Annotated in this window: 1 protein-coding gene (cut by both window edges); it reads right to left on the bottom strand. The window is 39.2% G+C overall.

All 26,192 nt of this window come from inside a single coding sequence — locus ACSAMO_RS08180, RCC1 domain-containing protein (RefSeq protein WP_499209084.1), on the bottom strand. Of the gene's 88,038 coding nucleotides, 12,629 precede the window and 49,217 follow it; the stretch shown corresponds to coding positions 12,630-38,821 — codons 4,210 (partial) to 12,941 (partial); reading right to left, the first codon wholly in view occupies nucleotides 26,189-26,191. Both the start codon and the stop codon lie outside the window.

Below are 26,192 nucleotides of genomic sequence, written 5' to 3'. Positions count from 1 at the left end.
TTGCTCCCATTTGACCATCTGCATGGTTGCCCCATGCCCAAACTGTATTATCGGCAGTTGTTGCAAGGTTTGAATTCTTTTCAGCTGAAATATGATTAATTACTTCATCATCAGGAATATCAACTCTTACAGGTGCATAGCTGTTTGAATTAGCTGTTGTCTTACCGAATTGACCTTCTGAATTATCGCCCCATGCGAATACATAACCGTTCTTTGAAGTGAACGCCTTATCTTCAGGAACATCATACTGTGTATGATTTTCGTTTTGTTCTTTAATAAGTGCAACGTTATGGTTTGCACCCGAACGTACTTCTACAACGTTATTTAGGTAAACACTGTTGTATGGGCTTTCGCCTACTACTACAAGTGCCGGATAGTTAAGGTATTTACGCAATGTATTACCAAGTTGACCCGACGCGTTACCTGCTTCTGCTCCGCCGTTGCTCCATGTCCATACATAACCGTCATCACGAAGAATCGTGTTATGCGAAATTCCGCCTGTTACTTCAAGTGCATTTTCAAATAAATCGCTTGTTGATGCACTTTCGCCCTTAATCAATGAAGTTGGACTTGAACCGTATGACCAATACTTAACTGTTCTGTCGTTCATTACTGCATAAACCATACTGTTTGCAGCACCAACTGCAACGGCGTCTGTAAGTTTCAATACAGGATATGAATCTGAGTTATATCCCCATGTATAAACGTTACCGTCTGCATCCAATGCAACAGAGAAGTTTGTACCTGCGGCTATATCTACTATCTTCTCAAGGAATCCGCTACCGTTAACACCCAATACTTGAAGTGGATAGTTGTCGTTTGAGTTAGAACCGTCACCAAGTTGGTTATTAGTTCCGCGACCCCATGTCCATACAGTACCGTTTGTCTTTAATGCAACTACATGAGATTCACCGTTTACAACCTTCGGTGCGGCATACTTTATATCTGTACCGTACTTCTCTTCTTGTGTAGGCATTACGCGAACTTTGAAGATAAATGATATATCTGAATTATCATCACGGAGCATAAGTGTTGTTTCACCGTATGCTTCATTCTGATTCGGAACAATTCTTGCGACTGTTCCGTTCATTTCAACCGTTGCAATATTTTCATCAATATTTGTCAAATGTAAATCAGGAGTCCAGTAGAATGGTTCTGATTCTTTTTCTGTAAATGCAAGGTTGAAACCAGGAGAAATTAATCTGTAAACATCACTGCTTAGATTAAATTCTATATATTCATTACTGTTAATTGTAATCATATTAGGCATTGGGTTAGTTGTTGAATACTCAGTAACAGCTGTGTTACTGTCGCTTTCATAAATTCCGCCGCCTATAACGTCAGGACGGATATAATCCGTAGCACCTGTCTGTACTGCAAATGTACGGTTATTAAGTGTAAAGTCACCTATTTCTCCGTTTGTACCTGTACCCCATGACCATACAGTACCGTAACGTGTACTATACATAACTGTATGTGAGCCTCTTGTTGAGATAATGCCGTACTTCATCATTTGTTCTGAGAAGTTCTCAGGTTTAGCATTAATTGTGTTACCCTTTACAACCATTTGAGGTGTATTAACACTTGTTGATGTTGTATCGGCTATACCAAGCTGATAAGATACATTTGTAGGATTTGTTTCTGTGTACTTTCTACCGTAAATAGTAGCTGTATCATAGCTTGTCAATCTGTCCTTATCTGTCCATATTGTTTCATAGAATGTCAAATACGGAGGAGGTGTCTTATCACCCCATGCCCATACTGCACTGTCTTTCTGAATTGCAATAGATTGATTTGAACCGCTTGCTACTTGTACTGCATTTTCAAATGCCTTAACAGGTAAGTTACTATCATCATTAGCACCGTTACCAAGCTGACCGTTTTCGCCGTTACCCCATGTGAACAAGTCACCATTCTTTGTGATAACTGCAGCGTGCTTGCTGCCTGCTGAAATTGTTGTAATTTCTTGCAAGTAGTTATAAGCATATGAACCTGCATTGTATGTTGAATTATTTTCAATATCAAGTGTCTGTACACCTGCTTTTACTTGTACAGGATAATACTTCTTGTATGATTGTTCATATCTAATCTTCAAATCATATGTACTTGCAACGTACCAACCATAATCATTACCATGACTACCATACGCATACATATTAGCTTTTTGATATGACGGTGTAGTATAAGTGATTACTGTGCCGTCACCTGACTGACCTTCATCATTCTTACCCCAAGTGTAAGCAGTACCGTCTCTCTTCAATGCGATTGTGAAGTCACCGCCGGCTCTGACATCAATTATTTCTTCAAGGTAGCCATAGCCTTCTGCGCCTCTTACTCTCACAGGTGTAAGCATTAACGGAACTCTTGTTATTTCGGCATCATTACTGTTACCTGAACACAAGTTATATCTGTAATGACCCATATATCCGCTCTTTGCATATGTCTGCGGTGAACCGATTTGATTATATCTGTTATCACCCCAAGCATAAACCTTACCGCTCTCTGTCATAACAACAGTATGATTATCGCCTGCTGTGATAGTTTCTATCTTTTCACCAAAGTTATATGAAAGTTTAACCGGAGTATACGCATTATTGTTTACCTTATTATACATATAATGTGTATGACCGCTTGAACCACCGTGATTATGATGAGAATCCGGACTCCAACAACTATCATCATAATAATAATGGTCATCTTTATGATGTGTTAAATTATAATTATTAGATGTACCGTTACCCATCTGACCGAATTCATTATAACCCCACATATATACGTTACCGTCTTTATCTATTGCACCTGCATGATATTGACCGGCAGTTATATATGTAATATTAGACAGATTTTTAATCTGAACAGGGCGGTCTTGATTTGTTACACTGCTGCCCAAACCAAGCTGACCCTTGTCATTATTACCCCATGACCATACAGTACCGTCTGCTCTCAAAGCGATTGAGAAGTCATCACCGGCAGCAACCATAGGTACTGCAACAGTATTCTCGTTACGCTTAATCTTTAGAATAAACATTCCGATTGCACCGTTCATATTTTGAACAGAAATCGTTGTTGAACTGTATCGTCTGTTATCGTTAGGTATAATCTTACCGTTTTCGATTGTAGCAACATTTTCATCTGATGATGCCCATGTTACATTTGAATATGTGTTCGGATCATTTGCAAGATACATAACAGGATGTTCGTCTGTTTCTGCTACGTTAAATCCTGAACTGTAATCATATGTTACCTTTGTGATATTCAATACATCGTCTTCTGAAATTGTTACAACAGGAGGCATTGAAATATTATCATCAGAAGATGCAATTATTCTGCCCTTATCTGTTACGGCATCATTAATTGTCATATAACGGGTTTCTCTGTTACCTGAAATTGTAGGAACAGTATTGATGTTATATGTTGTTGAGCCTTTTTCAATACGAACGTTATATGTTATATCACCAAGTTGATAATTATTATTTGCACCCCATGACCATACATAACCATATTTACTGATTATTACTGTATGGTTTGCACCAAGTGCAACATTTCTTACACCGTGAATATTTTCAATGTTATTATCCTTTTCGTACTTCAAACCTGTCGCAACAGAAGTAAATTCTGATATAGATTCGTCTGTTGTTCCTGTTCCAAGTTTGCCTGTTACATAGTTTGTACCTTCAGTATCATCTGTATTTCTACCTGATACATACATATGACCTTCACGAGTGATAATAGCACTGTAATGTTTACCGGCATAAACTGCTGTTATTTCATCTGCATTTCCGTTTTCATCCGTTACGGCTGTAATTGCAGATGTGTCAACCTTAACTGCGTGATTTACTGAGTCACCGTCAATATTCACACCAAGTTGACCGTACTTATTTGAACCCCATGTATAAACGCTGCCGTCCTCTGTCATAGCTATCATGTGGTCTTCGCCGACACTTACATCCTTAACATTCTGCAAGTATACATAATAGTTAGAGTTATCTTCACGATTATCATATTCAGGATTGCTTTCGCCTCTGATTACCTGAATTGGAGTTGTCTTATTTGTTGATGTGCCGTCACCAAGCTGGCTTGATTTATTTGCACCCCATGTCCATAATGTTCCGTCACTTCTTACAGCTGCACTGCTGTTTCCGTTTGCAGCAATCTTTACGATGTCATACAAGTAGTTTTCGCCACTTTGTCCTACTACCTGTGTTACACCGCTTAGTGATGTGACATTTGATGTTGTGTTGTTACCAAGTTGTCCGTATGAGTTTGCACCCCATGAATATACATAGCCGTCTTTTGAAAGTGCGATGAAGTGAGTATAACCTGCTGATACGGCAATGATATTCTTGCCTTCAAAGCCTGCCATCTTCTGAGCATATGTATATGACAATCCGTTTACACTACCCCAAATATATACGTCACCGTTTGCATCTGCGGCTACATTATAGTCTTTGTTTGCCGACGCTGATACTACATTTACAAGAGGTGTGTCCTTAGCAGTCTTAACTTGTACAGGGAATGCTGTATAATTTAGATCACCTGTACCTGTGTATGTAAAGCTTCTGTGTATATAATCATCAGAAATACTTCCGCCTGTTACACCCTCGCTTGTAGGACCGTCACCAAGTTGACCCTTAGAGTTATCGCCCCATGTCCACAATGTTCCGTTTTCTTTTAGAACAAGTGTATGGCTTGTACCTGTAGATACGCTTGATGATGCAACGGCATCGTTTGTCTTTGTAACATTTACAACAAATACGCCTTCGCTATTTGTCTTAGGATTTGTTACTGTAATAACAGCACTGTTATACGCACCCTTTTCTGTAGGTCTTAATGTACCCGAAGTTGCGGCTCCGTCTACATATACTACCTCTACATTTGAAGATGCAAAACTTGCTCCTGTTACTTGTACCATCTCTCCGGATGTTTCAAGTACAAATCCGCTTTCATATACTTCGTAAATTTTATCAATATCAACTTGTAGATAATCGCCTGTACCAATCGAAATCTGAGGAAGATTTGTCAATGATACATCTACTGCATCCTCAGCCTTTTGAGGAAGTTGAATTGTATAAGGAATTGTCTGACCGTTGGCTGTATGCTTGTCAATATGGATAACAAGAACTCGTCTTGTTTCTCTTTCGCCTGACTGTACCGGCATATATGACTGATTATCAATCATATTACCAAGTTGTCTTGTGGCATTATTACCCCATGACCATACAACGTCACTGCCTACAACTGTATCATGTCTTATAGCGGCACTGTTATTTCCGCCGACGCCGATTGTCCAAATATTATTGATATATGCGTCGTCAGAATATGAGTCACCACGTTTAACCTGAGTCGGCTTATCTGCCATTTCAATACTGTTATCTATTACTGTATCTCCAAGACCAAGCTGACCCTTTGAGTTATCACCCCATGCCCATAGTCTGTTATCATCAGTACGAGCAACAGTGTGGTTTGCACCTGATTTAATTTCTACAACCTTTACATCGCTGCCCCATACATTTTTAACAGCCTTGAACATTGTTGTGTTACCTTCTGTAGTTCCAAGACCTGTCTGACCTGTTGTATTATCTCCGGCTGTAAGAACATATGAACCGTCACCGACTATTACAGCTGATTGGTTTTTACCCATTGCAATAGAAGTTACGTTTGCAAGATAACTTGTGTCACTTGTTGTTGACATAGGTATTCCGTTGCTGTCCTTAACACCGTCAAAGTCACTTGCCTTAGCTCTTGTCGGAACATGCTTATCACTTAGTGAACCTGTTCCTGACTGACCGTGTGAATCAACACCCCATGAAAGCACTGTTCCGTTTGACTTGATTGCCATTACAGAATCGCCTTCGGCACTGATTGCTACGATTTCTTCTAAGTATATATTATTACCATATATATTCTTTGTTACAGTGTTTCCGTCTGACTCAGTTGTTTCTGTGCCTGTGACAACTGTCTTACTTGCACTTGCACCTTGTTGTACTTTAACCGGTGCATAATATGTATAACCGGTTCCGAAATCACCGTGTCCAAGTTGTCCGTTGACATTTCTGCCCCATGACCATACACTGCCGTCTTCTGCAAGAGCAACAGAGAAGTAATCACCGGCTGCAATCGAAACAAACTTAGGAAGTTCACTACCGTCATTTGCATAAATAAGTTCAACAGCTACTGCTGATTTGCTTGCACCTGTCGGCTTACCGCTTGTTGCATCAGTAATACCAAGTTGTCCGTATGAATTGCTGCCCCATGCGTAAATCTTACCGTCTTTTGTAAGTGCAAGTGAATGTGCAGTACCTGCGGCAACTTCTTTAACATTATCAAGAATTATATTGCCTTCCTTAACAACTTCAACAGCATATGCCTTTGTTTCAGAATCGTTATCACCAAGTTGTCCATATGTATCCTGACCCCATGTCCATACTGTTCCGTTAGGTTTTAGAACGACTGTATGTGTTGAACCTGATGCAATCATAGGTACAGACTTCTTCATATCGTCTGTTTCAACTCCTACAGAAATTACAGTTTCGGCAACATAGATATATGTCTTATCGCCATCTGTCTTTTCTGCATAAGCAGTAATTGTTGTCTTACCGTATTGATTATTACCGTTAGGTGTTACTACACCTGTGTTTTCATCAACTTCGGCAATCTTCGGATTTGATGAATAGAACTTAATTGTTCCGACATTTGCAGTTACATCCTTTGTAGCATCCTTTGTATGAATTGTTCTCAAGTTGAATGCCATATGATGCAATGCTTCATAACTGCTTGGATCAAATGTTACTGTTTCTCTTGTTGTAATATCAATTTGCGCCGGAACATTATCATCAGTATATTCTGTAGTTGTTCCATCGCTGTGAGATACAGTTACCTTTGTCAAGTTTAGAATATCTTCTGACTTGAAACCAACTCTGACAGGTTCATCAGAATCTGTTTCTGTCATATCACCAAGTTGTCCGTATGTATTATTACCCAATGCCCATAGATAACCGTTGTTTGTAAGGATTACAGAATAGTTCCATCCTGCCGTTACTCTTGAGAATGATGTAAATACATCATCATTTTCAGGATTTAGTGAATCCTTATCTGTTATCTTATTTGCAACATGAGTATTTGCAACTTCGTGGTACTGTGCTTTTGAGTTATCACCCCATGCATAGATGTCATTTGTATTTGACATTGCGATTACATGGTTAGCACCGCCTGATACCATAGATATACCTGTTAAGTATGTTCCGTCGCTTGACTTAACATGAACAGGAGTTGAAATTGTTGCAGTTGTCTTGTCGTTACCTAACTGACCATATGTATTATCGCCCCATGCGTATACGTTACGATCTCTTGTTGTAACAACTGAGAAGTTTTCACCGGCTGACAATGCGTCAACATTCTTTATATATCTGTCGTCTGCGTTGCCCGTATCATATTCACCCTTCAATACTCTGTCAGGTGTTTGCATATCTTTGTATGTGTTATTAACGCCGTTTGTACTTTGACCAAGTTGACCCTTATTATTGCGTCCCCATGACCATACACTACCGTCTGTTCTTACGGCAAGTGAATGTTCCGCACCGGCACCGATAAGGATAACATCTGTCAAGTAACCGCCGCCGTTATAACCTTTTACCTGTACAGGGAAATATCTGTTATCTCTTGAGTTAACACCAAGTTGTCCGTAAGTATTTGCACCCCATGAGTACAAGTTACCTTGGTTAGATACTGCAAGAGTATGATCTCTACCTGCCGCAATATTAGAAATTGATTCATTCTTTTCTGCAAGCATTTCACTTAGAGATTTGCTTGAATTATTTTCACCTGCAACAGTTACAGGTCTTGTTGAATATGCAAGTGCTGATGCTGAGTTACCGCTACCAAGCTGACCCTTAGAGTTATCACCCCAAGTATACAATATACCATCACGAGTCAATGCTACGCTGTGTTTCTCACCTACAGCTACTATCATAACATTCTTTAGAGGTACTAATTGACCATCTTCATTTGTTATCATAACCTGAACAGGATATGAACGGTCAACTGTTGTACCGTCACCAAGCTGACCTTTATCATTACGTCCCCATGTCCATACTTCACCGTAGATATTGATTGCTATTGCATGGTCACCCTTTGAAACTACCATAGGAGGAATTTCTTCACCAGGGATAATACTGATATTAACAGCACCTGTATAACCTGCGTAAGCATGGTGATCATCTATATCTTCGTTTCCTGTATTTACATATGGGTCTTCGTTATGCGCGCTGATAACTGTTGAACCGAATTTTTCTGTTTCTTCGATTGGCTTAACTACAATATATCTGCGTGTAATTCCGTCTGCATTAAATACTTTTTCTTCAAGCATTGTTGAAACAGGATCTTCATCTTCATTGATAATTGCAACAGTTTCATCAGAAGTTGTAAACTTGATATGGTCTTCACCATCTCTTATCGGTTTCAAATCACCGTTTTGGTCATACGGATCAACCCATGATGTATTATCGTTTGGATCAAATCTGTCAACCGGATATTCTTCTGTATCTGATAGCAATGTAAATCCTTTGAAGTATCTGTTATACATTTGGTTTACATCAATATACAATAGTTGGTCTTTACGCATATTAATATGCTTAGGTAATGTCGCATAATACTCTTCGACAACACCTGTATTTCTGTTTACAACGTAAACGTCTTTAAAGATGATTGACTTATAAGGAAGTTCACCTACTTGATATGGGTAAAGTCTTGTTTCAGTTGTAAAGTCACCAATCTGTGAGTAATTATTAATACCCCACATATAAACGTAACCTTCAAGATCGATAGCTGTTGAGTTTGCACCCGCTGCTATAGCAAATACACTTTCAATGTATGGACTTACCGCATTTTCTTCATCTTCAAGGTACTGACTTCTTACATGTTGAGGTTTTGGATAGTTTGCAGTATTTGTATTCATACCGATCTGACCATTCGAGTTACTACCCCACGCCCATACGCTATACTTAAAGTTATCTTCCGCAGTGCTTTCACCTAATACAAGTGAATGAGCCTGTCCGGCAGCAATGCTGATTATATTATTAACAGTTCTGCTACTGTCTGCAAGATCACTCGGTCTTACTGACAATACCGGATAATCTCTTGTCGTAGTTGTTTCATCACCAAGTTGATAATTTCCGTTTAGTCCGATTGCAAATACATCTGTTTCACCATAGTATTTGTTTGTAAGCATCATCAAGTGATTTGAACCGGCAGAAATTTTTGCAACAGTCTGGATGTATGCCGCATCAAATCTTGAATCTGTCTTAATCTTTGAATTGTCATAATCACCGCTGATTATTTGATACGGTGCCATTCTTGTATCATTTGTACCCTTGCTTGAGCTTTGCTTACCGCCTACTGTATAGTTGTTAATACCCCATACATAAACTGTTCCATCAGCCTTTAGTGCAGCTGAATAGTTATCTCCAGCTGAAATTTGAATAATGTTACTCAAATGTTCATCTGTTGTTACAACGCCATTTTCATCAGTGTATGTTCCACTTGCCGATGTACCTTGTGTAACGTGTACAGGATATTTGTCAAAGTCACCGTCTACAGTTGATGATGCACCAAGTTGATCATATGTATTATCTCCCCATGCGTATACATGACCGTCTGCTGTTAATGCAAGACTGTGCTTATTACCTGCGGCAACAGCTACGATATTTTCCATAGGCTGATTATCGCCTATCATAACCATTTGTGCCGCACCTGAATTTTCAGTTGTGCCGTATCCAAGCTGACCCTTATCGTTTAGACCCCATGACCATACGTGACCGTCTGAGTCAACTGCCAAGCTGTGGTATCCGCCGGCTGCAACGTCAATTATGTTTTCAAGTAGAGTATACTGTGCATTTCCTTCAGCATCATATTCAACACTGTAAATCTGTACAGGTGTATTCATAATGCTGTTTTCACCGTCTTTTGTTGAAACCTGTCCGTAGTCATTTCTACCCCAAGCATAGACTGTACCGTCATACTTCAATGCTACAGAATGATATAGGTTTGTTGAAACAAGCGGTGATGCAGTTTCTTTTGTATATCCGCTACCATCTCTCGATGTTGAGTTTGGCGTCAACTTACCGCCGTATACACCAAGTATAAATGCACCTGTTGCACCTGTTGCAGTATTGACAACAGTAATTGTTGTCTGTCCGCCTTTGTGATATTCTGTATCTATTATAGGTGTAACTACCCACTTACCGTTTTCCTCTGCTACTGTTGCAACAGTTTCGTCTGATGAGTAGAACTTATAATTACCCGAATAATCAGTATTATCAAGAGTATTCTCTGCGAAGAAGTTAAAGCCTTCGTAATATCTCTCGTTGATTTCTGACGGATCTATTGTTAGAATTTGTTCCTCTGTTACTCTTACAAGTGAAGGAATTACACCTGTGTATGTCTTGCCCGGTGTACCATAACCAACAGTATCTTCAGAAACTACCGCATTATTAATTTCAATAACACGTGCTTCTCTGTCACCTACTTGACGTGGTTCTGTTGCATTAACAAATGATGAATCGCCAAGTTGACCATAGTTGTTGCTACCCCAAGCATAGATATATGCCTTAGTTGCATCACTGTTTGCTCTGAATGCTGTTAAGTGACTCAAACCTGTTGATACGTACCAAACATTATCAATCACATCTTCATTACTGTCTGCCTCACCCTTGTTTACAAGTGCAGGTGTAGTATTAGATTTTGCGGCTGAACCCCATGTGTATACGTGACCGTCTGATGTCATTGCGGCACTTCCACTACCTAAAGCGTAAATATGTGATACTTGATTTTCTGCAAATGCAGTTACCTTTTCAGGATGGCGTAAATCTGTTGTAGTACCGTCGCCAAGCTGACTGTTTCCATTATAACCCCATGTATATACATAATTATCGTTAATTGCAACTGAATGATATGTACCTGCCGCAATATCCATAGCACCGTTGAAGTATTTATTTGCATAATCTGCTGTTTGCAATGTGTCTGCTATAAGTACCTTTGTCGGTCTTAGACGATTTTCATATGTATTAGTAGGATTAAAGCTATTTCTGTTTGTAAATCTGTGTCTTATAGAATAACCTGTACCAAGGTATCCGCCTAAATTAACTGTAGCATGATAGCCAACAGTAGCTGTTCCTGTTACATTTTGACCCCAAGCATAAACTTGTCCGTCACTTGTAAGGATAAGGCTTGTATTTGAAATTGCAGAAACCTTAACCGCGTCTTCTATAGGTTCTATACCGTTAGACTTCTGTACAAGTGTAGCAACATATACATTATCTGTTGTATTTATACCGACTTGTCCGTATGAGTTTGCACCCCAAGCATAGACTTGTCCGTTGCCCATTAGAACCAACATATGGTTTGCGCCGCCTGCGGCTGCAACTGCTCCGACAAGTTCTGTCTTTGTTACAGTTGTTTCTTTTACTACGTTGCCTTCGCCGTCGTCTGTTTCAATAACAGTTTCTTCATAGCTTGTAACAACAGGTGATGGAAGTAGAGATTCTTGCTTAGAACCAAGTCCGTTAGATGTTCCGCTACCCCAACCGTAAACTCTGCCGTCTTTATCAATAGCTACTGCTGACGAACCTCCGGCTGCTATATAAACAATGTTTTCAAGCAAACCTGTTCCGTCTGTATTCTTAACTCTTACAGGATATGAACGAGTTACCTTTGTACCGTCACCAAGTTGACCTGAACTATTTAGACCCCATGCCCAAACTGTTCCGTCTTCACGCAATGCCATTGTGAAGTTATTTCCTGATGCAACCATAGGAACTGCAACAGTGTCTGCACTACGTTTAACTCTTACAACTAACGTTCCGACAAAACCATCGTCTGTCTTAATTCTGATTGTTGTTTCACCAAGTTTAAATTCTGAAGGTACGCTTATTAAACCTGTACTGCTTACCACTGCGATTGATTCGTCAAGTGAAGTAAAGGTTAAGTTTTCTCCTGCTGTCAAAGCACCGCTTTGATCTTCATTATGATATTTTACGTTAAATCCACTTCTGTAATTTCTCTCGAAGTCTGATGTATTTAATTGGATTGTTTCATCTCTACCCATTGTTGTAACTACATCATAGTTATTTACAACAAGTGTCTTTGTTTCAAAGTCACCGACTTGAGTAGGTGTATTATCCATTGCATGGTATTCCAAACGAGTACCGTTATGAAGTGATACATAATTACCGTCTTTAGTATTTGTATCGTCACCTGTCTGACCCTTTGAGTTTGAACCCCAAGCATATACATATCCATCTTCATGAATTACATACATATTTATTCTGCCGGCTGAAATGTTCCAAATATTACTGATATAAGCAGTATCTGAACCTGTTACACCCTTTACGACTTGTGTAGGAACAGTCTTATTCATATATGTCGGATCATTCCAATGGTCATGACTATATGAATCATGATGATGTAAATAGAATGTATCATATCTATACGAGCCATCACCGATTTGACCATATTCATTCCAACCCCATGTATATACACTTCCGTCAGAAGTCATAGCCATACTGTTATAATAATTAGCTGAAATTGCCGCTACATTTGTGATATTAGAAACCTTTACAGGTTTTGTAGCAGTTGTTGTTGTATTATTACCAAGTTGTCCCCAGTTATTATAACCCCATGAATACATTGTTCCGTCTGTTGTAGCAACAAGGACGTGACCTTCACCTGCCGCAACAGCTGTTATATTCTTTAGGTATTTTTCTGTTGTTGATGACGCGCCTGCCAATACCTGAGTCGGAACAGGTCTTGTCATTGTATCGCCAATACCAAGTTGATAGCTTGTATTTAGACCCCATGTCCAAACTGTTCCGTCTGCCTTTAGAGCAACGCTGAATGATTTACCTGCGGCAATATCAATAACATCTTGGATATACCAATCGTCATTTGTTGCGGCACTTTCACCTCTGTATACCTTTTGAGCCGCATAAATTCCATCAGTTGTATCATTGTCATGGAACTTTTCATTTGTTGATGATGTATCGCCGTTACCAAGTTGTCCGTTTGAGTTGTTACCCCATGCGTATACATAACCGTCAGTTGAAAGTGCCAATACATGATTTTCACCGACTGCTATTCTTGCGATATTTGAAAGGTCTACAAGTACACCTGTAGATGTTTTTTCTTGAACTCTTACAGGTGTGCGGTTTACTTCGTCTTTATCAGAAGTACCGTTACCAATCATTCCGTTTTCGTTATTACCCCATGCGTATACATAACCGTCAGTTGTTACAGCATATGCTGTATTAATACCTGCCGCTACATACTTAGCTTTCACTCCTTCAGGAAGTGAAACTTGTACAGGATATGTTGTATTTTCTGTAAGTCCGTTGCCAAGTTGTCCCTTTTCGTTTGAACCCCATGTCCAAACTTCACCGTTATCCAACAATGCAACCGCAAACTCACTGCCACCGGCAACCATAGGTGTGGCTGTTCTTCCGGCTTGTGTTACTGTTACACTGATTTCAGATGTTATACCTGAATCATGTGTAATTGTAATTATAGCTGTACCTGTGTGTGTACCGGCTGTAATTACACCGTTTACAACAGTTGCAACATTTTCATTGTTTGAATGATATGTAAATGTTCCGTCAAGCGGTTCATGTGTATCATCATTTTCAAGATTGAAACCGTACATATGATGATGTTTATATGAATCAATCTCGATTGTTGCACCTGTTTCTATCGTTGTTAGGTAATTTATCTTATTTCCTTCAGCGTCAAAGAATTCAATCAAATCTTCTGCGCGTTCACCTGTATAAGCAGGTGTGCTTACATCATAAGTTGATGATGTACCGTCAAATTTACCTAACTGCCATTCTGTGTTTCTGCTCCATGTGTATACATAACCGTCATCAAGTTCTGCAACAGTATTATTTGTACCTGCCGCTACGTTACTTACGAACTTGATATAGCTTTCATCATTATTAGTCTGACCCTTTAGTACCTTTTGAGGCAATGTCTGATTTAATGAATTATTAATACCAAGTTGTCTTTGACCGTTATAACCCCAACCGTACAAATAACCTTCTTCATTAATTGCAAATGATTGATTATTCTTTGCAGAAATTGCAGTTATATTCTTTAATCTGCCTGTTGTATTACCTGTGCTTTGATCTGCCTTTGAAATATCTCTTACTTGTAGAGGAAGATAATGTCTTTCGTTATTATCTGTTGTCCAGTCACCGTTCTGACCGTATGTGTTATCACCCCATGCCCAGACATAGCCTGTCTTTGTAAGAGCTAAAGCATGATTTGCACCGGCTGAAATCATTACTATATTAATTAAGTAATCACTGCCTGCCGGAGCTACATTTGTTTCTTCTTCCGGACTTTCGCCACGAAGAACTTGAATTGGAGTCGGTTTATTTACACGAGTACCGTCACCAAGTTGTCCCTTGCTATTGTCACCCCATGTATAAACTGTTCCGTCATTCTTCAATGCCATTGCAAATGCTTGACCGGCTGAAATTGAAACTATGTCATTCAAGTAATAATCATTATTATCAGGATCATATGCGTTTGTACCACTTCTGCCGGCTAAAACCTTAACTGCATATGCACTGTCAGTTGTAGTACCGTCACCAAGTTGTCCTGATTTATTGCTACCCCAAGCATATATACTACCGTCTTCAAGTAGTGCCATTGAGAAATCATCACCTGCGGCAATGTTCTTTACGCCTGTAAGTGTAGTTGTTTCGTCAATCATTACAGGTACAACTATACTTTCAGTAGTTCCTGTCGCACCGTTACCAAGTTGACCCTTACTATTATCGCCGACTGCATATACGACGCCGTTAGCAAGTATTAGCAAGTGATTATTTCCTGCCGCAATAGCAGTAGCTGCATTATTGCCACCAAATGTACTTGCACTGTCATCTCTTCCGTTTTGGAATTTAACCTGAATTGGATAGCCTCTTGTTATCTTAGTACCGTCACCAAGTTGTCCGTATGTATTATCGCCCCATGTCCAAACTGTTCCATCTGCCTTTAGAGCCGCATGGAAGTTTGTACCTGCTGTAAGCGATGATGCAACGATGCTTTCCATCTTATCGCCCTTAACAGTAACATTAATTGTTCCGACATATCCGTTTCTGCTGTTTCTAAATGTAATTACTGTTGTACCGAACGTGTTACCTGTCGGCATTACAGTTGCAGTATTTCCGTTTGCAGAAACTGTAGCGATATTTGGAATTGACGAGCTGTATTGAATGTTTGCAATATCTTCTGACGCAATCTTTTGCTTATCAGCTTTATTGAACAAATTGAAACCAACCATATACTGTTCATATATTTCAGACATATCAATTTCAATTTTACCAGTCTTGTCTATTACAACGCTTGACGGTAATGGTGATATTGTATCACCTGTTGAATTTTCATCAGTATATACTATTGCCTTTTGGAATGACAATGTATTTGAATTTGTATTACCTACTTGTACCGGTGTCTTTGCCAAATCGACAGTTACTGTACCAAGTTGACCTGAAGTATTATCACCCCATGCCCATACATAACCGTCATCTCTGATTATTACGGTATGGTTTGCACCCATTGCCGCACCGATTACGTTCTTTAGATATGGATCTTCGTCTTGATTGAATGTATCTCCCTTCCATACCTTTACAGGAGCAAATCTGTCTATCTTTGAATCAACGCCAAGTTGACCCTTTTCATCTCCGCCCCATGTATATACTTCATAATTATTTGTTATAACCAGTGTTTGGTTTCCACCTGCTGTTACTCCAAGAATATTTGATAAGTATTCATCGCTGTTTGCATCAACAGTCGAATCCTTACCTGCCGCTTCGCCGGCAACAACAAGCATAGGTGTTACTGATTCTGTTACAGTCTTATCATCTATACCAAGTTGACCCTTTGAGTTGTAACCCCAAGCATATACTTTTGTAACAGTTGTTCCGTCTGCAAGTGTTTCTTCTGTTACAGCTACACTGTGTGCACTGCCTGCAGCAACATATTTTACATTTGACAAACCTTCTACAACTGCCGGAGTTGCGTCATAATCTGCACTTGCAGTTGTTGCTTGTAGTGCAGTATCTGCGTCGTCGCCGTCGGCATCGGCATCACTTGAATCATCGTCCGATGTTCCGCCGCTACTTCCCGAACCGCCACCGGAAGATACCGTTCTACCAAGCTGTTTATGCAAGTTCGCACCCCATGTCCATACTTTTCCGTTTGTATCCACTGCAAGATTATGGCTATCGCCTGCGGCTATTGATCTAATATCTTTAAGCGCACTAATCTTAGTAAATGATGCAGTAGAAGGAGCTATAACATCATTGCCAAGTTGACCTTGTGAGTTATCAACACCGTAAGAGAATACATCGCCGTGAGTTGTAAGTACAAGTACATAATTTGAACCTGATACTATATCTTCGATTTCATCGCCGATTGTATTTTCTACTTCTACCGGTGACGTCATATCTGATCCGCCGGAAATTGATACACCCCATGTATATATCTTACCGTTTTTATCTACGGCAAATACATAGTCGTCACCTGCTGCCAATCTTACTATATCTTTAATCGGATTTCCGTCTTCATCAAGGACTTGTACAGGATATTTCTTGCTCAATAATGTACCGTCACCAAGTTGACCGTGAGAATTGTCACCCCATGTCCACAAAGTTCCGTTTTCTTTTAAAGCAATAGAGAAGTTCTTGCCTACTGCTACTTTTGAACCTGAAGGCCATACTGTGTCACCCTTAACAGTTACAGTTACGAATGCTTTATATCCGTTAGCCTTATTTTCAATAGTTACGATTGTAGGTCCTGCCTTTGTCGGTGATGTTGTATGAAGTTCATCAATTCCGCTTGCAAAGTTGCCGATTGAAGTATCTGAAGATGTAAATTCAATCTGACTCTTATCGTCAATAGGTGTAAGAATATCGTCTTCATACAAGTTAAAGCCGACCATTCTCTTATTCATAATTTGATCTCTGTTGAAATCAACATATTGATCTTCTGTAATTTCAAGATAATCAGGTGTTACATATGATTCATCAACACTGTTATCTGAATTTTCTTTGATTTCAACATTTTGAAGTTCAAGAGTATCTACTTCTTCCTTGCTTACATGAACAGGAATGTATGATTTAATTGTTGTGTTATCACCAAGTTGACCGTAACCGTTTGCACCTGTTGTATAAACGCTACCGTCTTGTTTCATAATTGTCAAGTGCTGTGAACCGTAATCTGCAACAAATGCGTCGTCAAATAATAGCAAATCACCAACATCTGATCTTACTGAATCATGAACTCTTGTAGGAGTAGATTTATTTATAACACTGTCTATACCCAACTGACCACTGCCGTTATTACCGACTGTATAAATCAAATTGTCATTTACATCTGTTCCGCCGATAAACGCACTACTGTTACCACCGGCTGAAATGTTATAAATACTATTGCCATCTACGTCAACATACTTAGGTGATGTAACATCGCCGCTGTCTATACCAAGCTGACCGTTACTGTTATCACCTGTTGCATATGTGTTATAATCTTTTGAACGGATTAGAGTATGAGCCTTACCGGCTGATACTTGAACAGCATCATACATAAATTCATCATCATATGCCGATACCATATCTCTGTCACCGCGTTGTACTTTTATAGGTGCATACGCATATGCTTTACCATCGTAATTGCTAAATCTCTTTGATGTATTCGGTTCAATACCAAGTTGACCTTCTGAATCGTCACCCCAAGCATATACACTGCCGTTATCAGCTATTGCTACTGCGTGATTATCACCGGCATCAATAGATACGATATTGCTCAAACGATTTGTAGATTGTGTATTTCTTGTAGAATTTGTTCTGTCTGCATTTAGAACAAACGGATCATCACTTGCCATAGCACCTGCTACAACATATGAAGGTACACCCATATTATCTGTAACAGATCTGTAGTTTAGACCAAGTTTGCTGTTTGTATTTGTACCCCATGCAAGAACATGACCATTCTTATCAAGTGCAAGAGCATAGTCTTTACCCGCACTAATCTCTAAGATACCTGACAAGTATTCTTCTACAACCGGTTCAGGATCAGTTGTTTCGTCTCCTGTTGAACTTGCCTGTGTTGCTACAGTTTCTGATGTATAAGTATCCGCTACACCTCGTACAACACGCTGAGGATAATATGCATTATGGCTTGATGTATTATTATCACCAAGTTTACCGTTGCTACCGTTACCCCATGTGTATACTGCACCGTCAGCTGACAATGCCATTGCAAAATTATCACCGGCTACAATAGAAATAATATTACTTAATGTTCCTAAGCCGTTTGTATCTGCAACTTGTAGCGGTTCTGCCCAAGATGAAATTCTGCTCATAGAATTTGAAGCAGTTGAAAGTTTTTCAACTTTACCGTCTGCGTCAAGAGTTGTGTAACCTATACCCAACTGTCCTGATGAGTTATTACCCCAAGTCCATACACTACCGTCTGACTTAAGTGCAACTGTAAAGTCTAATCCTGATGCAATCATAGGAACTGCAATCTTTGTATATCTGTCACTTACATTATAGACGTCTGCAACAATAAGACCTCTGTAACCTGTATTATTATCTGTTACAGTGATTACTACTTTACCATAATTTCCGTTACCTACCGGTGTTATTGTTCCGTTTGAATCAACCGTTGCAATTCTCGGATCTGATGATTCAAATGAATAATCTCCGCTTGCATCTCTAAAGTCGCTGTCATCGTGCAAGTTAAAGCCTGCAACATATTTTAGGTTGATATTGTCTATTGTATATGTTGAATTTTCAGGTATTCTGATATGTCCGCCTTCAATGTTATCAAAATTAAGTGCATAATAATCTACCGGTCCTACCAAATGAGCACCTGTATAATCATAATTTACAAAGTCACCTAACGAACCTGATGAATTAGTACCAAATGCCCATACTGTACCGTCTGACTTGATAGCAGTTGTTACAGTGTTTCCAAGTGATACTGCTGTTATGTTACTTAGATAATCACCAGTTTCGTGTATATTATGACCTTTTACTACACGAGTAGCCGATGATTTAGTTGTAGCCGAGTCGTCACCAAGTTGCTTTGATGCGTTATTACCCCACATATATAGGTTTGAGCCTCTTGTTACTGTAGCTGACTGGTTATATCCGGCTGAAACATTCACGGCATTTTCCAAATAATTACCGTCTGAGTCTACTACTCTTACGTAACCATCTGATGAATCTGACGCACCGTTTCCAAGCTGACCGCTTGTTCCAAGACCTGTGCTGTATACAAGTCCGTTATTAACGAGCAATACAGAGTGTTCACTACCCATATCTGCTTCTGCTACATTTTGCATATATGTATTTGTAATTCCGCCATCAAGTGTAATATCATCATCACTTCTGTTTATAACTTGTGAAGGAACTGTCTTGTGATATGCGCTGTTTACCTTTGAATCTGATATATTATCTTTTTCACCCTTATTTGCAGTTAAATTCTCACCATATCCAAGTTGACCGTTATCTGCTTTACCGAATGTAAATACAGTACCGTCACCACGAACAAGTATTGAACTGTCACCACCGGCTGAAATTGATACGATAGAATGAATTTGTGTTGCTCTACCGTTATTCAAATCCATAACAATTACAGGAGTTTCATATTTTGCTACATCTCCGGTATAGTTATAAACACTGTGAGTACCTGATGTTCCATGACCGATCTGACCATAGTTATTCAATCCCCAAGCGTATACTCTGCCGTCTGATGTCAATGCCAAAGAATGTTCTTTTCCGGCTGCGATTGCAATAATGTTAGTGCTGTCATCTGTATCACCTACTATTGATACTTCTGCCGCAACATTTGTTGAGCCACTTCTTCCAAGCTGACCACTACCGTTTGAACCCCATGTCCATACTCTTCCGTTTGCATCAAGTGCCAAAGCATGAGTGTTACCTGCTGCAATACTTACTATATTATCAAGATATATTCTTTCGCCTGTTGAGCTGACGCTCGTTACTACTTGTACCGGATAGTATGACGCACTTGACGTACCGTCACCAAGATTACCTGAACCCCATGTCCATACTGTTCCGTTATCCATAAGTGCAACTGTAAAGCTGCCGCCTGATTTTGTCATAGGGATTGCAACTTTATCATCGCCCGACTTAATTACCTTAACAATAAGTTGACCTTTGTATAAAATAGGTTCGTCAAGAAGTCCTGTGTAAACTCCGTCGTTTACAGGACTGATTTCTTTTTCAAAACTAATTGTTGTCTGACCGTATATTCCGTTTGTATTTGCACTTACAACACCGTTTGAGTTAACAGTTGCCACATCGCTGTTAGATGTGTTGTATGTCACTCCGTCATTTGCATTTATAACATCACTGTATGCGTAATGCGCAAATTCAAATCCAGGAATATGTTCATATTTAATTCTTCCTAAATCAAGTGTTTCACCTTCAGTAATTGTTGCAACCAATGGAATACTGTCACCGTCATTGTCAGCTACTGTTAATATATCAGCCGCTCTGTCACCTGACTGTACAGGTATCAAACTGTTAACTCTGTAGTTATTACCAAACTGACCATTTCTGTTTGAACCCCAAGCCCAGATTGTTCCGTTGTGCAACATAGCCGCACTGAAATAAGCACCATTCGTTATTTGAATCGCGTCTTCAATATAATCATTATCAGAGTATACATTTTCTCCCTTTAGCACCTCTGACGGTGTACTTGTACTATCTGTTGTATTGTTACCAAGTTGACCGAATGTGTTATTTCCCCAAGCATATGTACTATGCTTGTATGTATCAGGATCAAGTGAAAGTGTCATTACAGTATTTCCACCGGCTGATACAGCTGTTACGTTTTCAAGAGTTGTTTCTCTTGTTGGTGCAGATACACTGTTTACAGTTGCATTATCTGATACTACCTTACCCCAAACATATACATAACCTTGATTATTGTATTGTTTTGTATCCTTTGTTGTATCATCAACAGTGATATTTCTTGCAAGTGCTATAACTGTAGTTTCATCAAGATTTATTTGTGTTCCTATAGCTCTTTTGTTTCTTTCTTTATTATTCGCACCTACTTGTATATCTACGATATTCTTTAAATACTTGTCTGCAGAATATCCGTCACCCTTATAAACTTGAAGTGGGTAACCTCTGCGTGTATCGTTGTTTACATTTGTTTCATTGGCAAGAACACCGTACATATTGCTGCCCCATGACCAAACTGTTCCGTCTGCCTTAACAACATATACACTGTCACCATCTGTTCTTACAGATACTGCATTATTTAGATATCCGCCTGCATAAGGACCTACAACCTGTACTGCATTTTCTTTACCGTACTCTGTCCATAGATACCATGTATAATCAAGAGATGTCCAGTTGTATGCCTGTTTTCTACGTGTAGTTGACGGCACATATTCATCATATTCCCAGTGTCCAGGAATAGTGAAATCTACATATCTATCTGTTGCTATTGTTTGAGTTACAGAATACATTGAGTCATACTTATTAATACCAAGTTTACCAGCGGGACCGTTATTTCCCCATGACCAAACTGTTCCGTCTGCCTTAACCGCATATGAAACATCATCGCCGGCAGCTATTGATATTACATCTGTAAGATTTTGAGTATTATCGCTGTCAAGCTTAACAAGTTTAGGAGTTACAATACCATATCTTCTTTCCTGGTTTGCATCGCCTACAACAGATTCATAACTACTCTTATGATAACCTGTTCTTGTTACGATATTATTCTGGTAATAATCTCCCCAAACGATATTATTAACTTCTGTATAACCCCAAATGTATACTTCACCGTTTTCTGTAAGTGCCAACGAGTGACGTTTACCTGCGGCTATTGATTTAATCTTAACATCGCTTGGAATGTTTACTTTTACAGGATATAAGAAATCATTTCTCTTTTCGTCACCGTCAGCCGGATAACTGTTATGTGTATCATTACTTCTTATACCATTTCCAAGTTGACCATATGTATTATTACCCCATGCCCAAACTGTTCCGTCACTCATAAGTGCAAGAGTATGGTGATCGCCTGAAACAATCATCGGAGTTACTTCTGTGTTAACCTCTTTTACCGCCACTTCAAGCACACCTACAAAGTTTGTAGATGTATTATATAATGTAATAAATGTATTTGTATATCTATGTTCGCTGTTCGGACGAATTGTTATTATATTATTATTGTCCTCAGCTGAAACTATAGATGTATCTATTGACGTTGCTGTTATTCTATCAAGAACTGTCTGTTCATCAACGTCAGTATTATATGCTTGAACAGCTGTACTATGTCTGTCGTTGTTGTTATAAATCAAGTTAAAGCCTACCATATGATAGTCATATATATCAGACTTATTTATTTCAAGATATTGATTCTTTGATAGAGTAATCTTTTGTGGTAATGGGTTGTAATTAGCGGCATTGACATCATCATTATAAACTTCTGTTGCTACACCGTCTGTATACAATGTTGCTACACCGATAGCTTCACGTCTGTCTTCACGAAGACCTGTCTGTACAGGTTCAGTTCTTTCAACTGATGAAAAATCACCTACATTATATGTAGAGTTTTTACCCCATGAATATACACTACCATCGTATCTGACTACAGATGTACCCATATCACCGATTGTTGCGGAAGTAATCCAACCGATTCTGTCTGTTGCATCATCGCTATAGAAACTTTCGCCTCGTTTTGTATACTTAGCAGTAAGTGAATTTGCTGTTGAACCTACACCTGTTGTATTATTTGCACCACTGCCCCATGAATACAAGTAACCATCTCTGCCAACTGCCATTGATGAATTTACTCCGGCATTAACATTAACTATTCCGTCAAGATTTTGCATATTCTCACCGTCATAGCTGATTAAAACTCTCTTCGGAGAATTTGCATTATAATTGTTGGCATTATCTATTGAATCATTTGTAGTTATTGTATTATTACCAAGTTGACCGTTTGCATTTCTACCCCAAGCATATACACTGCTGTCATCTGACAATGCAATATTGTGATATGCTCCTGCAGAAATCTTAACGATATTTCTCAAATATGCAGTGCTACTTGCACTTTCGCCATTTACAGCTTGTGTAGGTGCAAGAGCCTCTGTAAAGAATCCCTTACCAATTTGACCGTAGCTACCGCTACCCCAACTGAATACATTACCATCTCTTCTCAATGCTGAAATGAATGTATCACCGATTGTAATATCAATAAAGTCATTAAGCGCACCGTCTGCGTTATCACCGGCACTTGCTCCCTTTACTGTGAATGAAGCATATTGACTGTATTTTGAATTTTTAGCCTCGATACCTCTCTGACCGTATGTGTTATCACCCCATACATATACAACACCATCTTGCGCCAAAGCGGCTGAGTTTCTTGCACCGGCTGCAACTCTTTCTACACCTGAAAGTATTTCTGTTGAGCTTGTTTTTACAAGTGTTGGTGTGTACGCAGTAGATGTACCGCCTATACCAAGCTTACCATTTGCATTGTTACCCAAAGCCCAAACTTGACCGTCTATATCAACTGCAAGCATATGAGTCGGACCTGCCGCAATGTGTTTAATATTTTCAAGATATGTTGTTGAGTCTTTGCCTGCATTCTTAACTACTCTTACAGGTGATGTTCTGTTTACCATTGATGCTGTACTTCCATCATACGTATTACCCCATGTCCAAACAGTACCGTCTGCCTTTAGTGCATATACGCCACTGTTTGTTGCGGCAACAACCGGAACTGTTATTCCGTCATTTGGTTTTACCAATACAGTAAACATACCATAGTAACCTGTTACATCATTTCTTGCACTGATAACTGCCTCACCGTAACGTCTTGCATGATTTGCAGTTACTCTTACAACATTAGATGCAACATCCTTTTCAACCTTAGCTATATCTTTATTTGATGTGCTGAATGTAAGGTTGTCAAAATCTGTTGTAGGATGTGGATTAACGTCACTCAATAAGTTAAATCCAAGGTATTCTTTATCAATCATACCGTTATCACCTTGAAGAGTAACTTCAAGTGTGCCGTCATTATTGATATAAATGTAGTTTGGCATATTATCGTATTCAACTACATCTGTACCTTCTGTTTTTACGCCATGTTGGAATGCAAATATTTTTGCCGGGCTTTCACCCATAAATATTGGGTGAACAATATTATTAGAGAATTGTCCTACTCCATAATATCCCCAACCGTATACACTACCATCATAACGCAATGCCATTGCATCTCTTTCACCTGCATATACCCTTGTAATATTTGTAAGCTCAGTTGTTCCATCCAACGTAGCTGTTTCACCGGCAACTACACGAGTGGCAACTGAATAGTATCCGCCTGTAGTTTCATTACCAAGCTGACCGTTTGCATTTGTACCCCATGTGTATACATCACCGTTACCGTTGACAGCATAGTTGTGACTTCCTGCCGCTGATACGTAAACTATGTTATCTAAGTTTCCGTTAGCAGATACAACTTGTACAGGAGAAGTTTCCTTAACAGATGTTGCACCGTTACCAAGTTGACCGTTTCTGTTTGCTCCCCATGAATATACTTCGCCATCTCTTGTTGTGATTACAGCGTGATCTGTTGCCATATCAACATAAAGCGCATCTCTGAAATATGTTACATAAGGATTCTTTGCACCACTTAATAATTGCATTGGCATTGACGCATTATCTGATAAACCATCACCAAGTTGACCGTTATCATTATTACCCCAAGCATATGCATATCCGTCGTTTCTTACAGCGATAGATGAGTTACCGCCTGCTGAAATCTCTGAAATTGAATTCAAGTAGCCTATGCCTTCAAGACCTACTACCTTTGTAGGTTCTGTTATATAAAGATTTTCCTGTGAAGGAATGTATGTATAGCATGTTTCTGCATCATACTCTTTATGCCATTCAGAGTCGCCTTCTACAACTCCTTCATCATTTGTATATCCGTTTGTTGTAAAACCAAGTTGAATTTGTTCAAACTTAACATCTGTATTTGTACCGATTTGTCCCTTATTATTTAGACCCCATGCCCATACATTGCCGTTCTTGTCCAATGCAAGAGTATGTCCGCCGCTTGTATTATCATTTAACAAATCAAGCTTTTCATCATCTTTGTCAAGATTGGAGTTCACACCTGTTGCAGCTGAAATTGCTACTATATCTTTAAGGTTAATCTTCTGCGGTGACAATACATTGTTATTGTCTTGAACTCTCTTATATTTTATATGTTTATGATCTCTGTAACGCTGTGAGTCAAGCGGTGTATCTGTCGGCCAACAACAATTACCCCATACATCTTCAGTTGAAATAATTTCTTCATGATATTCATTCCAATTACCGTCACCCAACTGACCGTATTCATTCCAACCCCATGTATATACTTCACCTGTTGTTGAAAGTGCAACTGAGAATTTATTTCCGGCTGCAACTGCCATAAACTTAACTTCACTGCCGTCACTATTATGAGGGAATGAAACTTTTGCCGGGTATTCTGTGTCGTTTGTATCGCCGTTACCAAGCTGACCTTTATCGTTTTTACCCCATGCCCAAACTGTACCGTCTGATTTTAGAGTAAGAATGTGGTCTGTACCGGCTGATACCATAGGTATAACTAATTTTTCTGTTTGCTTTACGCCAAGTTTGAATATACCTGAATATTCTGAGAATGACTTTTGTTCAACAAGCATCGAAACTTCACCGTAACGATTATTTTCGTTCGGTATAATACGCCATCCGTCAGTTTCTTCTACAACTGTTGCAATTCCCGAATCCATTGTTCTGAAATCGTAATTTGTTGCAGGCATAGGTGTAAGTACACCTTCATCGTCAAGGATAAGGTTAAATCCACCTTCAAATTTTTCATTTACTGATGTTATTTTTAATGTTTTGTCATAGTCAAGGAATGTATAAAGTGTATCTTCTGTAACTTGAGCATATTCGTTACCTTCACTGTCAAGGATAGTACCTTCAGTAACAGAAAGTGTCTTTACAAGTTTTTCACCTGTTTGTACTGCCGCATTATGCTGAGCATTTGTAAAGTCACCAAGTTGACCTTCTTCATTACGTCCCCATGACCATACACTACCGTCTTTCTTCAAT

The organism is Ructibacterium sp. SJQ-7 (assembly GCF_054696575.1).
Note: the sequence above shows the minus strand (reverse complement) of the source record. Positions and strands in the feature narration are given on the sequence as shown.